At 60.4% G+C, this 15,867-nt stretch carries 18 protein-coding genes, 1 tRNA gene and 1 riboswitch; of the genes, 10 read left to right on the forward strand and 9 right to left on the reverse strand.

All coding sequences use genetic code 11. From position 1 onward, the window contains the following. Positions 1 to 156: 156 nt before the first annotated feature. Positions 157 to 492, forward strand: coding sequence for a hypothetical protein (locus tag T281_RS11455; RefSeq protein WP_037238806.1), 336 nt, complete (start codon positions 157 to 159; stop codon positions 490 to 492). A gap of 136 nt (positions 493 to 628) precedes the next feature. On the opposite strand, the gene T281_RS11460 is transcribed toward T281_RS11455, so the two are convergent. The 3 genes from T281_RS11460 to T281_RS11470 form a co-directional block, all read right to left on the reverse strand. Then, entirely contained in the window at positions 629 to 1,576 is a 948-nt protein-coding gene (locus T281_RS11460; RefSeq protein ID WP_245269227.1) for a YeiH family protein, read from the reverse strand. A 103-nt stretch (positions 1,577 to 1,679) separates the two neighbouring features. Continuing rightward, a complete protein-coding gene (locus tag T281_RS11465) occupies positions 1,680 to 2,471 on the reverse strand; it encodes a sulfite exporter TauE/SafE family protein (protein ID WP_037238812.1) in 792 nt (263 codons plus the stop codon). A 108-nt stretch (positions 2,472 to 2,579) separates the two neighbouring features. Further along, positions 2,580 to 3,467, reverse strand: coding sequence for an MBL fold metallo-hydrolase (locus T281_RS11470; RefSeq protein WP_037238815.1), 888 nt, complete (start codon positions 3,465 to 3,467; stop codon positions 2,580 to 2,582). A gap of 293 nt (positions 3,468 to 3,760) precedes the next feature. On the opposite strand from T281_RS11470, the gene T281_RS11475 reads away from it, so the two are divergent. Then, on the forward strand, positions 3,761 to 4,165 hold the full coding sequence (locus T281_RS11475) for an ArsR/SmtB family transcription factor (protein ID WP_037238817.1): 405 nt from the start codon (positions 3,761 to 3,763) through the stop codon (positions 4,163 to 4,165). A gap of 6 nt (positions 4,166 to 4,171) precedes the next feature. Here T281_RS11475 and T281_RS18790 read toward each other — a convergent pair whose 3' ends face one another. Both T281_RS18790 and nikR read right to left on the reverse strand, forming a co-directional pair. Next, on the reverse strand, positions 4,172 to 4,342 hold the full coding sequence (locus T281_RS18790; protein ID WP_155955217.1) for a hypothetical protein: 171 nt from the start codon (positions 4,340 to 4,342) through the stop codon (positions 4,172 to 4,174). Then, positions 4,342 to 4,809: a nickel-responsive transcriptional regulator NikR gene (nikR, locus tag T281_RS18315; protein WP_081796752.1), complete on the reverse strand. Its 468-nt coding sequence runs from the start codon at positions 4,807 to 4,809 to the stop codon at positions 4,342 to 4,344. Before nikR ends, T281_RS18790 begins: the two co-directional genes overlap by 1 nt. A gap of 322 nt (positions 4,810 to 5,131) precedes the next feature. Here nikR and T281_RS11490 point away from each other — a divergent pair, with 322 nt between their 5' ends. From T281_RS11490 to T281_RS11515, 6 genes are all read left to right on the forward strand, one after another. Continuing rightward, positions 5,132 to 5,899, forward strand: a complete 768-nt coding sequence (locus T281_RS11490; RefSeq protein ID WP_037238826.1) for a DUF4198 domain-containing protein — start codon at positions 5,132 to 5,134, stop codon at positions 5,897 to 5,899. 52 nt (positions 5,900 to 5,951) lie between these two features. Next, positions 5,952 to 6,563 carry a cobalt transporter CbiM gene (gene cbiM / locus T281_RS11495; protein WP_037238829.1) on the forward strand — a complete coding sequence of 204 codons (612 nt, stop codon included), beginning with the start codon at positions 5,952 to 5,954 and terminating at the stop codon, positions 6,561 to 6,563. 12 nt (positions 6,564 to 6,575) lie between these two features. Then, complete coding sequence (locus T281_RS11500) at positions 6,576 to 7,214, forward strand: hypothetical protein (RefSeq protein ID WP_037238832.1); 639 nt, start codon at positions 6,576 to 6,578, stop codon at positions 7,212 to 7,214. Then, positions 7,211 to 8,029, forward strand: a complete 819-nt coding sequence (gene cbiQ, locus T281_RS11505) for a cobalt ECF transporter T component CbiQ (RefSeq protein ID WP_037238835.1) — start codon at positions 7,211 to 7,213, stop codon at positions 8,027 to 8,029. The genes T281_RS11500 and cbiQ overlap by 4 nt, the downstream gene beginning before the upstream one ends. Then, positions 8,026 to 8,691: an energy-coupling factor ABC transporter ATP-binding protein gene (locus T281_RS11510; protein WP_037238838.1), complete on the forward strand. Its 666-nt coding sequence runs from the start codon at positions 8,026 to 8,028 to the stop codon at positions 8,689 to 8,691. Before cbiQ ends, T281_RS11510 begins: the two co-directional genes overlap by 4 nt. A gap of 136 nt (positions 8,692 to 8,827) precedes the next feature. After that, on the forward strand, positions 8,828 to 9,544 hold the full coding sequence (locus T281_RS11515; protein WP_037238853.1) for a superoxide dismutase: 717 nt from the start codon (positions 8,828 to 8,830) through the stop codon (positions 9,542 to 9,544). A gap of 56 nt (positions 9,545 to 9,600) precedes the next feature. Here T281_RS11515 and T281_RS11520 read toward each other — a convergent pair whose 3' ends face one another. From T281_RS11520 to T281_RS11535, 4 genes are all read right to left on the reverse strand, one after another. Further along, positions 9,601 to 10,278, reverse strand: coding sequence for an energy-coupling factor ABC transporter permease (locus T281_RS11520; protein ID WP_037238856.1), 678 nt, complete (start codon positions 10,276 to 10,278; stop codon positions 9,601 to 9,603). Between the two features lie 38 nt (positions 10,279 to 10,316). Further along, positions 10,317 to 10,531, reverse strand: a riboswitch (cobalamin riboswitch). Between the two features lie 38 nt (positions 10,532 to 10,569). Continuing rightward, positions 10,570 to 12,951: an ATP-dependent helicase gene (locus T281_RS11525; RefSeq protein ID WP_052037404.1), complete on the reverse strand. Its 2,382-nt coding sequence runs from the start codon at positions 12,949 to 12,951 to the stop codon at positions 10,570 to 10,572. Between the two features lie 128 nt (positions 12,952 to 13,079). Continuing rightward, on the reverse strand, positions 13,080 to 13,550 hold the full coding sequence (locus T281_RS11530; protein WP_037238858.1) for a hypothetical protein: 471 nt from the start codon (positions 13,548 to 13,550) through the stop codon (positions 13,080 to 13,082). After that, positions 13,547 to 14,413, reverse strand: coding sequence for a ParA family protein (locus tag T281_RS11535; protein ID WP_037238861.1), 867 nt, complete (start codon positions 14,411 to 14,413; stop codon positions 13,547 to 13,549). The genes T281_RS11530 and T281_RS11535 overlap by 4 nt, the downstream gene beginning before the upstream one ends. 455 nt (positions 14,414 to 14,868) lie before the next feature. On the opposite strand from T281_RS11535, the gene T281_RS11540 reads away from it, so the two are divergent. Then, positions 14,869 to 15,630: a DUF502 domain-containing protein gene (locus T281_RS11540; protein ID WP_037238864.1), complete on the forward strand. Its 762-nt coding sequence runs from the start codon at positions 14,869 to 14,871 to the stop codon at positions 15,628 to 15,630. 78 nt (positions 15,631 to 15,708) lie between these two features. Further along, positions 15,709 to 15,784, forward strand: a tRNA-Lys gene (locus T281_RS11545). The last annotated feature ends 83 nt before the right edge of the window (positions 15,785 to 15,867 follow it).

Below are 15,867 nucleotides of genomic sequence, written 5' to 3' on the forward strand. Positions count from 1 at the left end.
GCGCGTGGCGATCCGAAAGACCAGCGCGCCGACTCAACGCGTCTGCCTCGAAGACTTCGCCACCGACACCTCGTGGAACGAAAGAAGAGTTGCCACCCCGCAATTACACTAGGCACCATAGCAAAAAAATGCGGAGGAAACGCTTTGAAGCAAGCCATGCTTGATGCGGTGTCATATGTGACGCCATTCCTGTTGCCGCTAGGCTATGTGGGAGGCGTTTTGCTTCTCATTGGCGGTCTGGGTCTTGTAATCTGGATTTTCAAAGGCTGGGGAACGCGCCTGTTGCGCTTTTCCGGCCGCCTTCTCCTCGTCCTCGGCGCGTTTTTCCTCGTTTGTCAGGTGCTGTGGATGGTTGTCGGTCTGGAGCCCCGCATCACTGAGGAGGCCTCGCTGCTCGAATTCAAGAGCAGGCCGTTCTGGATGGTGGGGCTCGCCTTCCTTTTGCCGGGCTTCGCGATGCGAATTATCGGATCGATGCGGCCGACATACTAGCGCTCTGGCGCATACGTTTGGTCCACGTTGCCGCACGCGGTCAAGCAAACGTATGCGCCAGAGCGCGGGCGTGAATCAAATGTTCACCGCCCTGGAACCCGTTTCGACGCAGCATGTCGAAGGAAGCGGGTTCATCCTAACTCAGCCTTACCAGCGCCATCACCAGACAGGCGATAAAGATCGTCTCCAGGACCATAAGCATGATGGCGCGGTGCCCCACCTCTGCAAGCGCCGCCAGCGACGTCTTGATGCCGAGTGCCGCGATGGAAATCACGATGCACCAGCGAGACGCGTCGCTCATCTCGGATTGAACGGAGCTTGGAAGAAGTCCGAAGCTGTTGAGCGTCACGATCGCGATGAAGACCAGCAGGAAGTTTGGGATCAGCTTGGTGCGCCCCCCGCTGGCAGTTCCGTTGGACTGCCGCTCGACGAGGGTGATGACAACCACGACTGGCAGCAGGAGAGCGACACGCAAGAGCTTGACGATCGTTGCCACGTCTCCCGTCTCGGGCGAGACGCTATAGCCCGCGCCGACAACCTGTGCCACGTCATGGATCGTCCCGCCGAGGAAAACGCCGGAATCAGCGTGGTCGAAATGAAGAAGTTTCGTGATGAGCGGGTAAAGCACCATGCAGACCGTGCTAAGCGTCGTGACGGCGATGATGGTGAAAGCCATGTCGCGCTCGTGGTTCTCGTCGCGACGTAACACGGCGGCGATTGCAGCTGCGGCCGACGCTCCGCAAATGGCAACAGCCCCTGCGGTCAGGACGCCGAAGCGCCTCGTCATGCCTGCGATCGGGGCGGCGAGAAGGCCAAAAATGATGGTAAGCACGACGGCCGCAGTGACTCCACCAAGGGTTGACCACCCAAGCCCCGTGATTTGCGTGGCGGTGATGCGCGCACCGAGAAGCGCTACGCCGACGCGCAGGATTTCCCTCGCGGCGAATTGTAGCCCGGGCGCATAACGGGCATCCTGCGTGACGAAATTGAAAGCCATGCCGAGGAGAAGGGCGAACAGGATTGTCGGGCCGCCATAACCGATGGAGATGGAGGTCGCCGCCATTGCGATAACGATGCTCAGCATGAGGCCCGGCGCATATATTCCAAAAGCTGCGCGGCCGTCGTTCCACGCCTTCCCAAACATGTCTGCTCCCCCCAGGTTTCAGGTTCAAATCAGCGTGCAGCCATCATGCGCCGGTGATGGTCATGACTCCACGCGCGGCGACGTAAACGCCGACGGCGGCAACGATGGCCGCGAAGACGAGCCTCAGTGTCTGCTTTCCCCCCGAGAGGCGTTCGGCCGCGCGCAGTCCGAAAAAGCCGCCGACAATTCCGCCGCCGATGAACACAGCCGCGAGCGCCCAATCGATCAGACCCGAAGCCGCGTAGTTCGCCGCCGTCGTGAGGCCGAATGCCGTCACCGAGACAAGCGAAGATCCAACCGCCGCAAGCATGGGCATATCGGTGGCCGCCATGATGCCCGGCACAACCAGGAAGCCGCCGCCTATGCCGAAAAAGCCCGAGACGGTTCCAACGCCAAATCCATAGGATGAGAGCCGCGGCAGCAGTCTCTGTGCCGAAGCGCTCGTGAGTTTCACGTCGGGACTGCCCATGGTCCCTTTCTTGGCGGCCATGAAAACGGCGATCACAATCATGACGATGCCGAAAAGCAGAAGCAGCTTCTGACCGTCGAAGGCTTTGCCGATGCTTGAGCCGAGAAATGCACCGGCGACTCCGGCGATGGCGAAAACGCTCGCGCATTGCCATTTCACGTTTCGCGCGCGTGCATGCTGAATGAGGTTGAAGAAGGCACTTAGCGCAACCGCAATTGCGCTCGTTCCGATGGCGATATGCGGCGATTTCACGCCGACGACATAGACGAGCAGCGGCACGGCCAGCACCGACCCGCCGCCGCCGATGAGTCCGAGGACGAAGCCGACCAGCGCGCCCGATCCGAAGGCCAGCATGTCAGAAATCATGATGCCGACTTCGGCGGGCAGGTGCGTGCGAGCGCCACCGCGCAGGTTTGCGTTTTCACCGCTGTCACATCCCCGAAACCGTGGTTGTCACCTCGGCCGGTCACCTTCTCAGAGTACATTGACGGGTACCTTCAGGAAGGTTTTGCCATCGGTCTCGGGCTCGGGCATGCGCCCGCCGCGGATGTTGACCTGGATCGACGGGATGATCAGCTTAGGCATGCCGAGGGTCTTATCGCGGGCTGTTCGCATCTCGACGAATTCATCTTCGGTGATACCGTCGCGAACGTGGATGTTCTTCGCGCGTTCTTCGGCTACCGTTGTTTCCCAGCGGATTTCCCGGCCGTTCGGGGCATAATCGTGGCACATGAACAGACGCATCTCGGACGGAAGGCTAAGCACCTTCTTGATCGACCGGAAGAGTTGCCTCGGATCGCCACCGGGAAAATCGGCGCGCGCCGTGCCTCCGTCCGGCATGAACAGTGTGTCGCCCACGAAAGCGGCGTCGCCGATAACATGGGTCATGCACGCCGGTGTGTGCCCCGGCGTAGACATCGCGAACGCGTTGAGCGTTCCGATTTTATAAGAGTCGCCGTCCTCGAAGAGGCGGTCGAACTGGCTGCCGTCGCGGCGAAACTTAATGCCTTCGTTGAAGACCCCGCCGAACACCTCCTGGACTGCCCGGATGTTCTCTCCAATACAGATCTCACCGCCGAGCTTTTCCTGAATGTATGGCGCGGCGGACAAATGATCGGCATGAGCGTGCGTTTCGATCAGCCACTCCAGCCGCAAGCCCTGCGCCCGGATAAAATCGATAATCTTGTCTGCGGATTCGAAGCCGAGCCGCCCTGCGGAGTAGTCGAAACCCATGACAGCATCGATGACGGCGCAGTCGTTCGAGGCACGGTCGCGCACCACATAGCTGATCGTATTCGTTTCGGCATCGAAGAAAGGTTCGACGCCAGGCTTTTGCGTGATGTCGACGGGATAGGAGTGCATCTTTTTCCTCCTTGCTTCTTGTGCCTTTGCGTTTCCGCGGCTCAGGCATAAATATTGCTGCGCCTATTGCTATTGCGGTCGGCATCATCAATCGTCGGACTCGCGGCGGATGTGCCTTCGCGCCTCGCGAAGCTCACCACCTCGTGAGACAAGCCGCTAGTGGATGCCTTTGCCTTTCGGTCACAGGGCTTCATCCAAAAAGAACGGTGCCCTTGCTTAACAGCGCATCATATTCATATATACCTATGTCAGGCTAATAGTAACAGATGAAAATTGAGCGCGGACCACATTCCATGACAAGCGAAGACGCTACGATCCCGGTCGATCTGGGGATCAAATCGGAAGAGCGCGCCGACGGTCCGCCCAAGCTCGATGACATGGTGCGGAACGCACGTCTCGCCACCGATTTTTTGAAGGCTCTCTCACACGAGACGAGGCTGCTTCTTCTCTGCCTCCTCTCGGAAGGAGAACGCTCAGTCACAGACCTGGAAAATTCGCTATCGCTCCGTCAACCCACCATTTCCCAACAACTCGCCCGTCTCAGGTTGGACGGTCTTGTGACCACGAGGAGGGATGGGAAAACCGTCTACTACAGCATCGCGGACGACGACATCAAACGGGTGATCGCTCTCCTCTATGAGATTTTTTGTAAAGGCCCCGGACAGGAGCGCAAAAGCCCGCGAGACTGGCGCGAATAGGCGCCCTTACTCCTCTGCTGCCGGTAAATCCGGCATCGCAGCGATGCCGCCGCTCTTGCGCCGATAGAGACGTTCGAGAGAGAAGCGGAAAAAAGTGGCGCCGTTTCGAGGCCATCTCACCCGCTTCGTTGGGAACACGGCAATCGGCGTCTTGAGCGCATGCACGAGCTGGTCCATCACGACGATGTCGCCCGGGCGAAGCGTCGAGAATGCATCCGCCGGTCGATATGATGGCTCCTCGTCATGTCGTCCGGAACGATGTGCAGATTGCCGTGACGCACACCGGTTTCGGCCATCGTGGCTTCCGCAAGCTTTCGGACGTCGCGCGTATTTCCCTTGAGCAGCGCAACTTCGAGGCAGTTTTCATGATCGAGATGAACGTGAAGCGTTGAAAGCACGAGATGGTGATGGGCGTGCTGTGTCTTCGCCAGACGGCGCGACAATTCACGCTGTTCGTGATTATATACGTAAGAAAGGCAGGCTACGGCGTCTTCTGCCTTGTCTTCGGCCAGTTTCTCCTGCTCCAGCCTGTCGCGCAGGAGGTCTCGGATCGCCTCCGAGCGGCTGGAGTAGCCCCTTTTCTCCAGATAGCTGTCAAATTGCCCGAGTAGATCCTCATCTAGGGAGATCGTAACTCGTTCCATGCGTCGTCCTTCCGTCGCGGCCTTAACGGGTCTAGTGCTCTGGCGCATATTTTTGGTCCACATTGCTGCACGCTCTCCAGCAACCGCCTCAAGAGCACTAACAACCAATTAATTCTAGTGCGGTTTCGAATTTTTCATTTGATGACAGTGCCACCAGCGGGCGTGAATCAAATGTGGAATTCACTGCATAGTATAGACCAGATCGGCCTTGTGCGGCATGGACATGCAAAGGGGCACCTTGGGTTACTCCAACGTCGCGTTGACTCCCGATGGCGGGTATGAAAAATGATAAAATCTTCATAACTCATACGAGGGGGAGTTCATGCGTGTTCCTGCGGGCCTTGCTGCAACTTCGGTTGCCGCGCTTTTGTTTTGTTCAGCCGCCGCCCATGCGCATTTTCAGGAGCTTCTGCCGTCCACCGACATCGTTGCCGATGAGGGCGATCGCAAGGTCAAGCTTCAGGCCATCTTCACGCATCCGATGGAAGGCGGCCCGACCATGGATATGGGACAGCCGCAGCAATTCGGCGTTCTCGCAGACGGCGAGAAAGTAGACCTGAAATCTTCGCTGAAGCCGGTCGATTTTTCCGGCAAGAAGGTGTTCGAAGCGACCTACCAGATCAAGAAGCCCGGCGACTATGTGTTTTTCCTTGAGCCCGCCCCCTACTGGGACGAGGGCGAGAAGCACTTTCTGATCCATTACACGAAGGTTGTCGTTGACTTCGGATCGGGCGAGGGCTGGGACAAGCTGGTCGGCTTGCCGGTGGAAATTGAGCCATTGAGCCGCCCCTACGGTGTGTGGACGGGCAACCTTTTCCGAGGCGTAGTCCGCAAGGACGGCAAGCCGGTGCCGGGCGCTGTCGTCGAGATCGAATGGGCGAATGACGGCTCGGTGAAGGCCCCCTCCGATCCATTCGTAACCCAGGTCGTCAAGGCCGACGACAACGGCGTCTTCGCCTACGCCCTCCCGAAAGCGGGCTGGTGGGGCTTTAACGCCCTTATCGACGGCGAGACGAAGGGGCCAGACGGCAAACCCGCCGAGGCCGAACTTGGCGGCACGATCTGGGTCAAAGCGGTCGACATGAAGTGAGTTTGGCGACGGGACGCACCGACTGCGTCCCGTTCTTTCCCGGAGCATGACCATGGCTCATATTCCCGACGGCGTCCTGTCCGCTCCGGTTCTGATCGCAGGCGCGGCCGTCAGCCTCGCGGGCTGCGGCTACGCGCTTCGCCGCCTCGACGAGGAACGCATTCCCGAGGTTGCCATCCTTGCAGCGGTGTTTTTCGTCGCCTCGCTCGTGCATTTCCCGGTCGGCCCGACTTCCGTCCACCTCATCCTGAATGGGTTGACCGGCATTTTGCTCGGATGGGCAGCTTTCCCGGCCATAGCCGTCGCGTTGCTGCTTCAGGCGGTGCTGTTCGGCTTCGGCGGCCTCGTGGTCCTCGGCGTCAACATCATGAACATGGCCATACCGGCGGTTCTGTGCTGCTACCTCTTTCAAGCGGTCGCCGGTAATGGCGCGAACCGGCAGCGCGTGCTCTGGGGCGCCGGACTGGCGGGCGGCCTCGGCGTTCTCCTCACCGCCATCATGGTGGCGGCTGTCCTCACGCTGTCCGGCAGGGAATTTTTCGCCGCAGCAAAGCTCGTGGTCGTGGCGCATGTGCCGGTCGCCCTGATCGAGGCGGCTTTCAGCGTGGCGGTGATCGGGCTTCTGTCCCGGGTCAAGCCGTCGCTGCTCGGCTTTCAGGCATAGGGGATCACACGAATGACGAGAGTTTCGATCCCCGTCCTTGTCACCGTCATGCTTCTGATGTTCGGGGGCGTAGCGGAGGCGCACAAGCTCAAGGTATTCGCCACAGCCACGGGCGCGGCGATCGAGGGTTACGCGTATTTTGGCACCGGTGGGCGCGCGCGGCAGTCGGAGGTCACGGTAGCAAGCCCGGACGGAACGGTTCTCGGCAAGACGACGACCGACGACGAGGGAAATTTTCGTTACGACGCCACGCGCCGGGTCGATCATGTCATCACCGTCGATGGTAGAGACGGCCACGTCGCGAGCTACACCGTGGCGGCCGACGAGTTGCCGCAAACCTTGGCCAGCGGCGGCGACGCAGCCGCAGCGAAACCTTCGGCCGAGCGGACAGGCGCACCAATCGCGGCTGCCCCGGCCGCTTCCCGAACTGGCGAGGATGCCGACCTTAAGGCTTTCATCGACCGAAGCATTGCCCGCCAGATCCGCCCGTTGCGCGAACAGATCGACGCGTATCAGGAAAAGATCCGGTTGCATGACGTGCTGGGCGGCCTGGGCTACATCCTGGGTCTCGGCGGCCTTGCCTTCGGTCTTGCTCAGCGGCGCAAGCGGGCGGGCACCGGCGCTTCCGATGTGACGAGGGGCGCGCAATGAGCCTCGCGGGAGAGCAGACCGGCGCGGTGAACGAGTGCGGCTGCGACGGTGCCGTCGCTCTGGCCGGTTCGCGGTCGGGCGACGATCGGCGGAACTTCGTCCAATCCGTCGATCCGGGCATTCGCCTCCTCGTATGCGCGGTCTTCTGCCTCGTCGTCGTGAGCCTGAATAGCCTCGCCGCGCTTTCGCTCGCGCTCGGGATTGCGGCGCTCGCGGTCGCGGCTGCCCGGCAGAGCCTCGGAACTGCGCTCCGGCGTATGGCCGCGCTCGACGGTTTCATGCTGATGGTGCTGGCGATGCTGCCATTCTCCACGCCTGGAGAGCCTTTGTTCTCGGTCGCCGGACTGCCCGCCAGCCGCGAAGGCGCGCTCCTCGGAACAATGATCCTCCTGAAAGCGAACGTCGTCGTGCTCATGATCCTTGCGCTGCTTTCGTCCATGGAGCCCGCGCTCCTCGGCCGCGCGATGAACCGCCTGCGCCTGCCGAACAAATTCGTTCTCCTGTTCCTCTTCACCCTGCGTTACATCGACGTTCTCGGGCGTGAGTACCGGCGGCTGCGCGTCGCCATGAAAGCGCGCGGGTTTCGCATGCGGTGCGACCTGCATACGTGGCGAAGCGTCGGCTATCTAGTCGGCATGCTGCTTGTGCGCAGCATCGAGCGTTCGGAGCGGATCGTGGCCGCGATGCGATGCCGGGGCTTCAACGGGACGTTTCCCGCCCTTACCGAAAACGCCCCGCTTTCGTGGCGGGATGGAGCCTTTGCCGGGGCGTCGGTCGGCGTCTGCCTCGGCCTCGCGCTCGTGGGTATCCAGTGAGCCCGGAACTGCTGCGTCTCTCCGGCGTGAGCTTCGCCTACGACAGGGAACGCCCCGTGCTTCGCGGCGCCGATTTCGTGCTGCATGCGGGCGAACGCGTCGCCGTGACGGGGCCGAATGGCGCTGGCAAGACGACCTTCCTGCATGTGATGGTCGGCCTCGCCAAGCCTTCGGCGGGAACGATAGAGGCGTTCGGCAAGAGCAGGACCAGCGAGGGGGATTTCCCTGAAGTGCGCCGCCGCGCTGGCCTGTTGTTTCAGGATGCCGACGACCAGCTTTTCTGCCCGACCGTTGCGGAGGATGTCGCTTTCGGCCCGCTCAACCTCGGCAAGTCTCGCGCCGAAGCCCGCGAGATCACGCGCCGCACCCTCGCTCGCCTCGGGCTTCAAGGCTTCGAGGACCGGATCACATACAAACTTTCGGGCGGTCAGAAGCGGCTTGTCGCGCTTGCGGCGGTGCTCGCGATGGAGCCGGAGGTTCTGCTTCTCGACGAGCCGACGACTGCCCTCGATACAGAGACCGAGGAACGGATGGTCGACATTCTGAACAGCCTGCCGCAGGCCATGGTTATCGTCTCCCACGACCGCGATTTTCTTGCGAAAGTCGCGAACCGATGGGTGAGGCTTGAGAACGGCGCGCTTCGTGAGGCCGCTTCGGCATAGGCTGAACCTCGCACCGTCATCGCGGCTGATCCTTTCGCTAATAGCCGTCCCTCGCGATGGACCCTGAGGCCACCTTGGCCGTTATCGGACGGCAGCGAGAGCTGCATCGATCCGTGTCACGCCGAAAGGAGCCAGAATGATCGCCGTGAATCGCAGGGCTTTCCTCACAGGAGCAGCGGCCTTTTCCACGTTCATAGTGATTGATCGGTCCTTCGCTCAAGCGTCCGGCCCGTTCAAGCTCCCCCCTTTGCCCTATGCATTCGATGCGCTTGAGCCGACGATCGACGCCAAGACGATGGAACTCCATCACGACAAGCATCATGCAGCCTATGTGAACAACCTGAACGCCGCGCTCAAGGATCACCCGGAGATCGCGGAGTGGCCGCTTTCGCAGATCCTGGCGAAACTCGATGAGATACCCGACACCATCCGCACGACCGTGCGCAACAATGCGGGCGGGCATGCCAATCACACGATGTTCTGGCAGGTTATGGCCAAGGACGGCGGCGAGCCGCAGGGCGATTTGAAGGCCGCCATCGACCGCGATTTCGGCGGACTCGACAAGCTGAAGGAGCAGTTGAACACGGCCGGAGCCAAAGTCTTCGGGTCCGGCTGGGTCTTCGTAACAGTCGACAAGGACGGCAAGCTGGCTCTCGTCGCAGCGCCCAATCAGGACACGCCGCTGATGAAGGGAACGCGCGTGCTGTTCGGCAACGATGTCTGGGAGCACGCCTATTATCTGAAGTATCAGAACCGGCGGCCCGATTACCTGAAAGCGTGGTGGGACGTGGTGAACTGGAAAGCGGTCGGCGACCGATACGCCGCCGCGAAGGCCGGGGATCTGGATATTTAGCGATTGATCGACAAGCCCGATGGAGAAGAGGCGCTCGAAAGCGCCTCCTTTTCGGCTCAGACGCCTTCGAAGAGACGGCGCTCCAGAAGGGCGTTGCCTTTCAGCTGGTGTAGGGCCTTGGCCACGGCGAGCACGCCGAGGTCGACCAGCGGTTCGACCAATATGACGAGCATATAAGCACCGCCGAACGTGGTGATCTCAGTCACATTCTCCATGCCGAAACCCTGGCCGTAGAAGGCCCAGAACGCCACCCAGGCCACGATGCCCGCCTGATATGCTGTCGAAAGGGCCAGCGCCTGCAAGTATTTCAGCTCCACATACGGCGTGTGGGGAGCAATGATGTGGCGTCCCAGCACCGTAAGGCCGAACAGAGGCACGAGCAGCGTGGTCACGTTCATGCCGTACTGGGGCAGATCGAAGGGCGCAAAGAACAGGCCCTGTACCAAGAGCCCGAGCGCGAGCCCTATTGCCGCCGGCGCGGCGCCGAAGATGAGGAACAGCGTCGAGCCGAGGATGAGGTGCACCTCCGACACGCCAACCGGGTAATGCGGCAGCACCTCGAAGAAGGAGAAGACAAGAGCGGTTGTCGCCGCGCTCCGCGAAAGCAGAGACAGCACTCCGCGTTCACGCGCCGAATCATAGGCGAGTTTCAGGGCATAGCCGCCAGCGCCTGCCGCCGTGGCATAGCTCAGCCAGATTTTCCCGCCGTCCACGAGACCGGGTTCAATATGCATGGATTTTTCCTCTGCCGTCTCACCCGACGGCGCGAAAGGTTGATGTCATGCGCTCGGCCGGTCTCCTGACTCGCGGGTCGCTGCAACCTTCCGCCTTCCCGGCTGGGCTGAAGCCCGTACCAGTGGCACCATCGAAAGCTACTCGCCGCTCACAGTCGCGGGGGCGGTCGGGGCTTCTGGCTCAACGCCATTCCCCGTTCCCGTTTCAGTTCGGATGCGACGCATCCAAAACACCGTGCGCACCTGCAACACGCCGCCGAACACGGACAGCTGTCAAGCTGTTTGATTAAATCAAACCGCCTCCACGAAACTCGCGACAACCTTCTTCTGTCCGGCCTTCTCGAAATCGACGGTGAGCTTGTTGCCCTCGATTTCGGCCACGCGGCCATAGCCGAACTTCTGGTGGAAAATGCGCTGGCCGACCGAGAACGCGCACACCTCGGCGACGCTTTTCGCCACAAGCTCGCCCTCGATCTCACGCGGAACGGGCCGCTGACGATTTTTCGCCGCGCCCTCGCTCCGCCAGTTCGTCTGCGCGCGCTTCCAGCCGGGCGTGCCGCGCTCCTCGTAATCGAATGGCGAAACCTCGGGTTCGTCGAACCGGCTCGCGCCATAGCCGCCATTCGCCGAACCAAACCGCCCGTAACCATAGCCGCCGCTCTCAATCTTGAGTTCGGCATGCTCGACCGCGAGTTCGTCGAGGAAGCGCGATGGCAGCGCCGATTGCCATGAGCCGTGCACGCGCCGGTTCTGCGCGAAGCTGATGGTGAGCCGCCGCTTCGCGCGCGTGATGCCGACATAGGCGAGGCGGCGCTCCTCCTCCAGCCCCTCCTGCCCGTTCTCGTCGAGCGCGCGCTGATGCGGAAAGAGCCCCTCCTCCCAGCCGGGCAGGAACACCACGCCGAATTCAAGGCCCTTCGCGCCGTGCAGCGTCATGAGGCTGACGCGGTCGCCGTCGGCCGCCTGATCGGCATCCATGACGAGCGAAACGTGCTCCAGAAACGCAGCCAGGCTGTCGAACTGATCCATGAAGCGGATGAGTTCCTTCAGGTTTTCGAGCCGCGTTTGCGCCTGCGGAGACTTGTCTTTCTGCCACATCTCGGTGTAGCCGGACTCGTCGAGGATGAGTTCGGCAAGCTCCGTGTGCGGCATCGCGCCCATGAGGCTACGCCAGCGCTCGAAGCAATCGGTGAGCGCGCGCAGCGACCGGCGCGCGGCGGGCTTCAACTCCTCGGTCTCGGTGATCTGCCGTGCGGCATGGAACAGGCTCAGCCCTTCGGCGCGGGCGTGGCCGAAGATGGTCTGCACGGCCTGCTCGCCAAGCCCGCGCTTCGGCACGTTGACGATGCGCTCGAAGCGAAGATCGGCCGCCGGATTTTGCAGCACTTCGAGATAGGCGATGGCGTCCTTGATTTCCTGCCGCTCGTAGAAGCGCGGGCCGCCGATGACGCGGTACGGCATACCCATGGTCACGAAGCGATCTTCAAAGGCTCGCATCTGGAAGCTCGCGCGAACGAGGATCGCGATGTCGTTCAGCGCAATGCCCTCGCGGCGAAAGCGGTCGATGTCCTCGGCGGCGAGGCGTGCCTCTTCGTCGTCGTCCCAGATGCCGCGCACAGCGAGCTTCTCGCCCATGTCCGCGTCCGCGATGCCGGTGCGCAGCGTCTTGCCGAGGCGCCCCGCATTGTTCGCGATGAGCTTCGAGGCCGCGCCGAGAATGTGCGGCGTGGAGCGATAGTTCTGTTCGAGGCGGATGACGTGCGCGCCGGGGAAGTCCTGCTCGAAACGCAGGATGTTGTCCACCTCCGCGCCGCGCCAGCCGTAGATGGACTGATCGTCGTCGCCGACGCAGCAGATATTGCGGCTGCCCTGCGCGAGAAGGCGCAGCCAGAGATACTGCGCGACGTTCGTGTCCTGATACTCGTCCACCATGATGTAGGTGAACCAACGGTGGTATTGCTTCAGGATATCCGGGTTATTCTGAAACAGGCGGATATTTTCGAGCAGCAAATCGCCGAAATCGACAGCGTTCAGATCCTTGAGCCGCTTCTGATAGGCTGCGTAAAGCTCGATGCCGCGCCCGTTCGCGAAGGAAAATGCTTCGCCCGCGGGCACCTTTTCCGGCACGAGCCCCTTGTTCTTCCAGCCGTCGATCAGCCCCGCGAGTTGCCGCGCGGGCCAGCGCTTGTCGTCGAGCCGCTCCGCCTGGACGATCTGCTTGATGAGCCGGATCTGGTCGTCAACGTCGAGGATCGTGAAATTCTGCGAGAGGCCGACAAGCTCGGCGTGGCGCCGCAAGATACGCATGCCGATGGAGTGGAACGTGCCAAGCCACGGCATGCCCTCCACCGCGCCGCCGACAAGCTTGCCGACGCGCTCCTTCATCTCACGCGCCGCCTTGTTGGTGAAGGTGACGGCGAGGATTTCGTTCGGCCGCGCGCGATGCGTCCACAGAAGATGCGCCATGCGCGTTGTGAGCACGCGCGTCTTGCCCGTGCCCGCGCCCGCGAGCACCAGCACCGGCCCGTCTAGCCGCTCCACGGCCTCGCGCTGCTCGGCGTTCAGACCTTGGAGATAGGGCGGCTCGGGCGCCAGCGCGTTCGATGCGGCGATGGCCGCTGCTATGTTAAGACTCGTTGCCATGGAACAGATATAGCACGCGGTGGCCGGCATGCCACGAAGCGGCGACGGTTTTCCAAAGGGGTGGCGGTGGGGTTTGCCTGGGGGCTTTAGTCACCGCCCTCCTAACGAGTATTCCGCCGCAGCCGCAGGCCGCGATTGAGGCTTCGACGCAGCGATACCTATTTTCTTCGGCGACCGGGCGTGGCTTCCATTGAGGTCGGCCACGAAGCGGCGGCTTCGTCCTTTAGCTTTTTGGCGCTCTTGCCTTTCCCGGCGTTTGTTGACTTCTTGGGGCTTCCCGCCTTTTCCGGTTTCGCGTGAATATCTTTGGCAGATGAGGCGAGATCGGAAAGGTGGGCGCGCAGCGTCGACGCGCTGGCTTCGGTCAAGTCCGGGTAGTGTTTATCCACTTTTTTTGTTAGTGTCCTGACATCTCTTTCGTTTAAACCGTCTATTGTCAACAGCAATACATCGGCGGTTATTGCCGCCCTCAATGAACGCAACGCTTCTACGTCGAGATTCTTTTGTTTCAGAAACTTTCCTACCAAGGCCGACGCCGACGTGATGATGTCTTTTTCAATCGGCCTGAAAAGCTCAGCATGTTGAGCTATGTTTTTGAATAGTTGAACCCCGTCGATTTTCGTCGTCATTTCAGGCCCCGTATTTCTGCAGCGAGATTAGATAACACGTCCGAAAGTTTTGAATATTTCTGAGTGTAGGTGCCGTCTATCAAATTCATCGCCTGCGCCATTGCCGTAGATTCCGGTATCACGGTATCAAATACACCAAATGTTCCGGAAGACAATTTTGCTTTATCGATGATTATATTATGGTACTGAGCATGATGCCTCGTGTTGTTTTTTCTTGCGATCAGGACGTTTGCGGACAACTCTGGTCTTTTTTGTCTGATCTCTTTTAAAATGCTCGCGGTAAAAGCCGCCACACCGAGGGTTGAGAGGAAATCAGGAATGGTGGGAACGACGATGTGATCGGATATCATCATCGCGGCGGTCGTGAAAGCCGAGATGCCCGGAGCGCAATCGAATATTATGTAATCATAACTTTGGCGCAACTGATCCATCATAGGCGTGAGGAGATTGACTGTCCGCCCCTCTATCGCCTCCATACTCAGATTTCTTGTGGTAAGATTGTAAATAATTTCCCGCTCTGTAATTCTCAAATATGGAGAGGAAGCCAGAAGTGAAATTTTGAGCGGCCGGTTCAGATGAGTGACGAGACTAATATTCTCATTGATATAGGGTTCTATTGAACGTCGATCATTTTCAACCAATCTCCAGTAGAAAAAGTCGTCGATAGTCTTGTCGCTTTTGATGATTTCGGTGAGCGCGCTGTCTCCCGCAATACAATACGACGCGTTGGCTTGAGTATCGACGTCGATCACGAGCACGGAACAAGCGGGATCGGTCGCAAGAGTTTCAGCCAAGGCTATCACCGTCGATGTTTTTCCGACGCCGCCCTTCATGTTTACGACACTCAAAACCTTGCCGGCCAAATTTAATCTCCAAAATCAGAAATTAGTGACACACTCTGTTTGTTGCGAAAAAAAAGCTCCCTCGCGCAGCTTTGAGTTCAAAGTGCGCGCCACGTGAACCGCAACCTTAGCTTTATAAGCAGTATCGGCAACCTTCGCAACACAGCCTTCGCCTCCGCGTGGGCGGGCTATGCCATGGAACAGATATAGCACGCGCGGGGGCGGGGCAAAGGAACCCCGCGCAGCTTTTCACAGGCGCGCATGGAGGGCGCGGCCGAACTTGTTCGGCGCGTTCCCGTGCTGCGCTGCAAACAAACATGCCCGCATCCGCCCGCGCTTTTCAGCGCATCGCAGCGCGCCTCTATATTTTGCCACCAACAAACGGTACGCATGGTTTATGTGTTCGCGGTATACTGAGGCCGCACCGAACCCGATGAAGCCGCATGAACAGCCCGTTGGATGAAGGAGTGTCGCGCATGCTGAACTGGATCTCCCAGGTCTGGAGAACCAGCGTGATCGGTTCGTTTCTGGCGGGCCTGCTGTTTCTACTCCCGATTGTCCTCACGGTCTTCATTGTCGCGTGGATCATCAATTTCGTGCGCGGCGCCATCGGTCCCGGCACGGTGCTCGGCGATCTCTTCACGCGCGGCGGCAATTATCTGATCGGCGGCAGCCAGGACACGCTCGCGTTCTGGCTTGGCATCGGCATCGCGCTTATCGGCATCTGGCTTCTCGGCCTGATCGTGAAAACGCGCGCGAAAAGCATCATCCAGAATTATCTGGACAGCCTGTTTTCGCGGGTGCCGCTCATCCGCTCGATCTACAGCCCGGTTTCACGCGTCGTGCGGCTCGCGACCGACAGGACCGGCGCGCCGGGCGACCTGTCGAGCATGAGCGTCGTGTCGTGCCGGTTTTTCGGCGACGGCGCACAGGGCGTCGACATTCTCGCGCTGCTTGCCAGCCAGCAACTTTTCACCATCGCCGGGGAGCGCCGCAGGCTCGTCTACCTGCCCGCCGCACCGATTCCCATGTCGGGTGGCCTCGTTTTCATGTCCGATAGCGCCATCACGCCCGTGCATGACATGAAGGTGGACGACCTTCTCAAGATCTACGTTTCGCTTGGTGCGCTCGCGCCCGAAGTGCTTTCCCAAGGCAGCGATCCACGCCGCGCGGTCACGGCGTTGCCGGGGCCGGGCACACCGCCGCCGGCGCCAATCACAAAGCCGGAGCACGTGTGAAGGAAATGCGAAAATGACGAAAAGCAGGCGTAGACATCCGGCTTCCAACGCATTATAGAACACGAACCGCGACGGAGCGGGCGCATAGCTCAGTTGGTAGAGCAGCTGACTCTTAATCAGCGGGTCCAAGGTTCGAATCCTTGTGCGCCCACCAACGTTTTCAAGGTCTTAGGCGACCGACCGCGTAGCCCTCTTCCCAAGAAATCGTCACTGTGTCGTCACGGTGAAGGAAATCGG

The sequence above is a fragment of the Rhodomicrobium udaipurense JA643 genome (assembly GCF_000636015.1).
Classification (GTDB): Bacteria; Pseudomonadota; Alphaproteobacteria; order Rhizobiales; family Rhodomicrobiaceae; genus Rhodomicrobium; species Rhodomicrobium udaipurense.

What these genes read in the sequence shown, in the direction of transcription:
- T281_RS11455 (WP_037238806.1), top strand. Translation starts at nt 157, where the DNA reads ATGCTTGATGCGGTGTCATATGTGACGCCATTCCTGTTGCCGCTAGGC.
- T281_RS11460 (WP_245269227.1), bottom strand. Translation starts at nt 1,576, where the DNA reads ATGCTGAGCATCGTTATCGCAATGGCGGCGACCTCCATCTCCATCGGT.
- T281_RS11465 (WP_037238812.1), bottom strand. Translation starts at nt 2,471, where the DNA reads ATGATTTCTGACATGCTGGCCTTCGGATCGGGCGCGCTGGTCGGCTTC.
- T281_RS11470 (WP_037238815.1), bottom strand. Translation starts at nt 3,467, where the DNA reads ATGCACTCCTATCCCGTCGACATCACGCAAAAGCCTGGCGTCGAACCT.
- T281_RS11475 (WP_037238817.1), top strand. Translation starts at nt 3,761, where the DNA reads ATGACAAGCGAAGACGCTACGATCCCGGTCGATCTGGGGATCAAATCG.
- T281_RS18790 (WP_155955217.1), bottom strand. Translation starts at nt 4,342, where the DNA reads ATGGACCAGCTCGTGCATGCGCTCAAGACGCCGATTGCCGTGTTCCCA.
- nikR (WP_081796752.1), bottom strand. Translation starts at nt 4,809, where the DNA reads ATGGAACGAGTTACGATCTCCCTAGATGAGGATCTACTCGGGCAATTT.
- T281_RS11490 (WP_037238826.1), top strand. Translation starts at nt 5,132, where the DNA reads ATGCGTGTTCCTGCGGGCCTTGCTGCAACTTCGGTTGCCGCGCTTTTG.
- cbiM (WP_037238829.1), top strand. Translation starts at nt 5,952, where the DNA reads ATGGCTCATATTCCCGACGGCGTCCTGTCCGCTCCGGTTCTGATCGCA.
- T281_RS11500 (WP_037238832.1), top strand. Translation starts at nt 6,576, where the DNA reads ATGACGAGAGTTTCGATCCCCGTCCTTGTCACCGTCATGCTTCTGATG.
- cbiQ (WP_037238835.1), top strand. Translation starts at nt 7,211, where the DNA reads ATGAGCCTCGCGGGAGAGCAGACCGGCGCGGTGAACGAGTGCGGCTGC.
- T281_RS11515 (WP_037238853.1), top strand. Translation starts at nt 8,828, where the DNA reads ATGATCGCCGTGAATCGCAGGGCTTTCCTCACAGGAGCAGCGGCCTTT.
- T281_RS11520 (WP_037238856.1), bottom strand. Translation starts at nt 10,278, where the DNA reads ATGCATATTGAACCCGGTCTCGTGGACGGCGGGAAAATCTGGCTGAGC.
- T281_RS11525 (WP_052037404.1), bottom strand. Translation starts at nt 12,951, where the DNA reads ATGCCGGCCACCGCGTGCTATATCTGTTCCATGGCAACGAGTCTTAAC.
- T281_RS11530 (WP_037238858.1), bottom strand. Translation starts at nt 13,550, where the DNA reads ATGACGACGAAAATCGACGGGGTTCAACTATTCAAAAACATAGCTCAA.
- T281_RS11540 (WP_037238864.1), top strand. Translation starts at nt 14,869, where the DNA reads ATGCTGAACTGGATCTCCCAGGTCTGGAGAACCAGCGTGATCGGTTCG.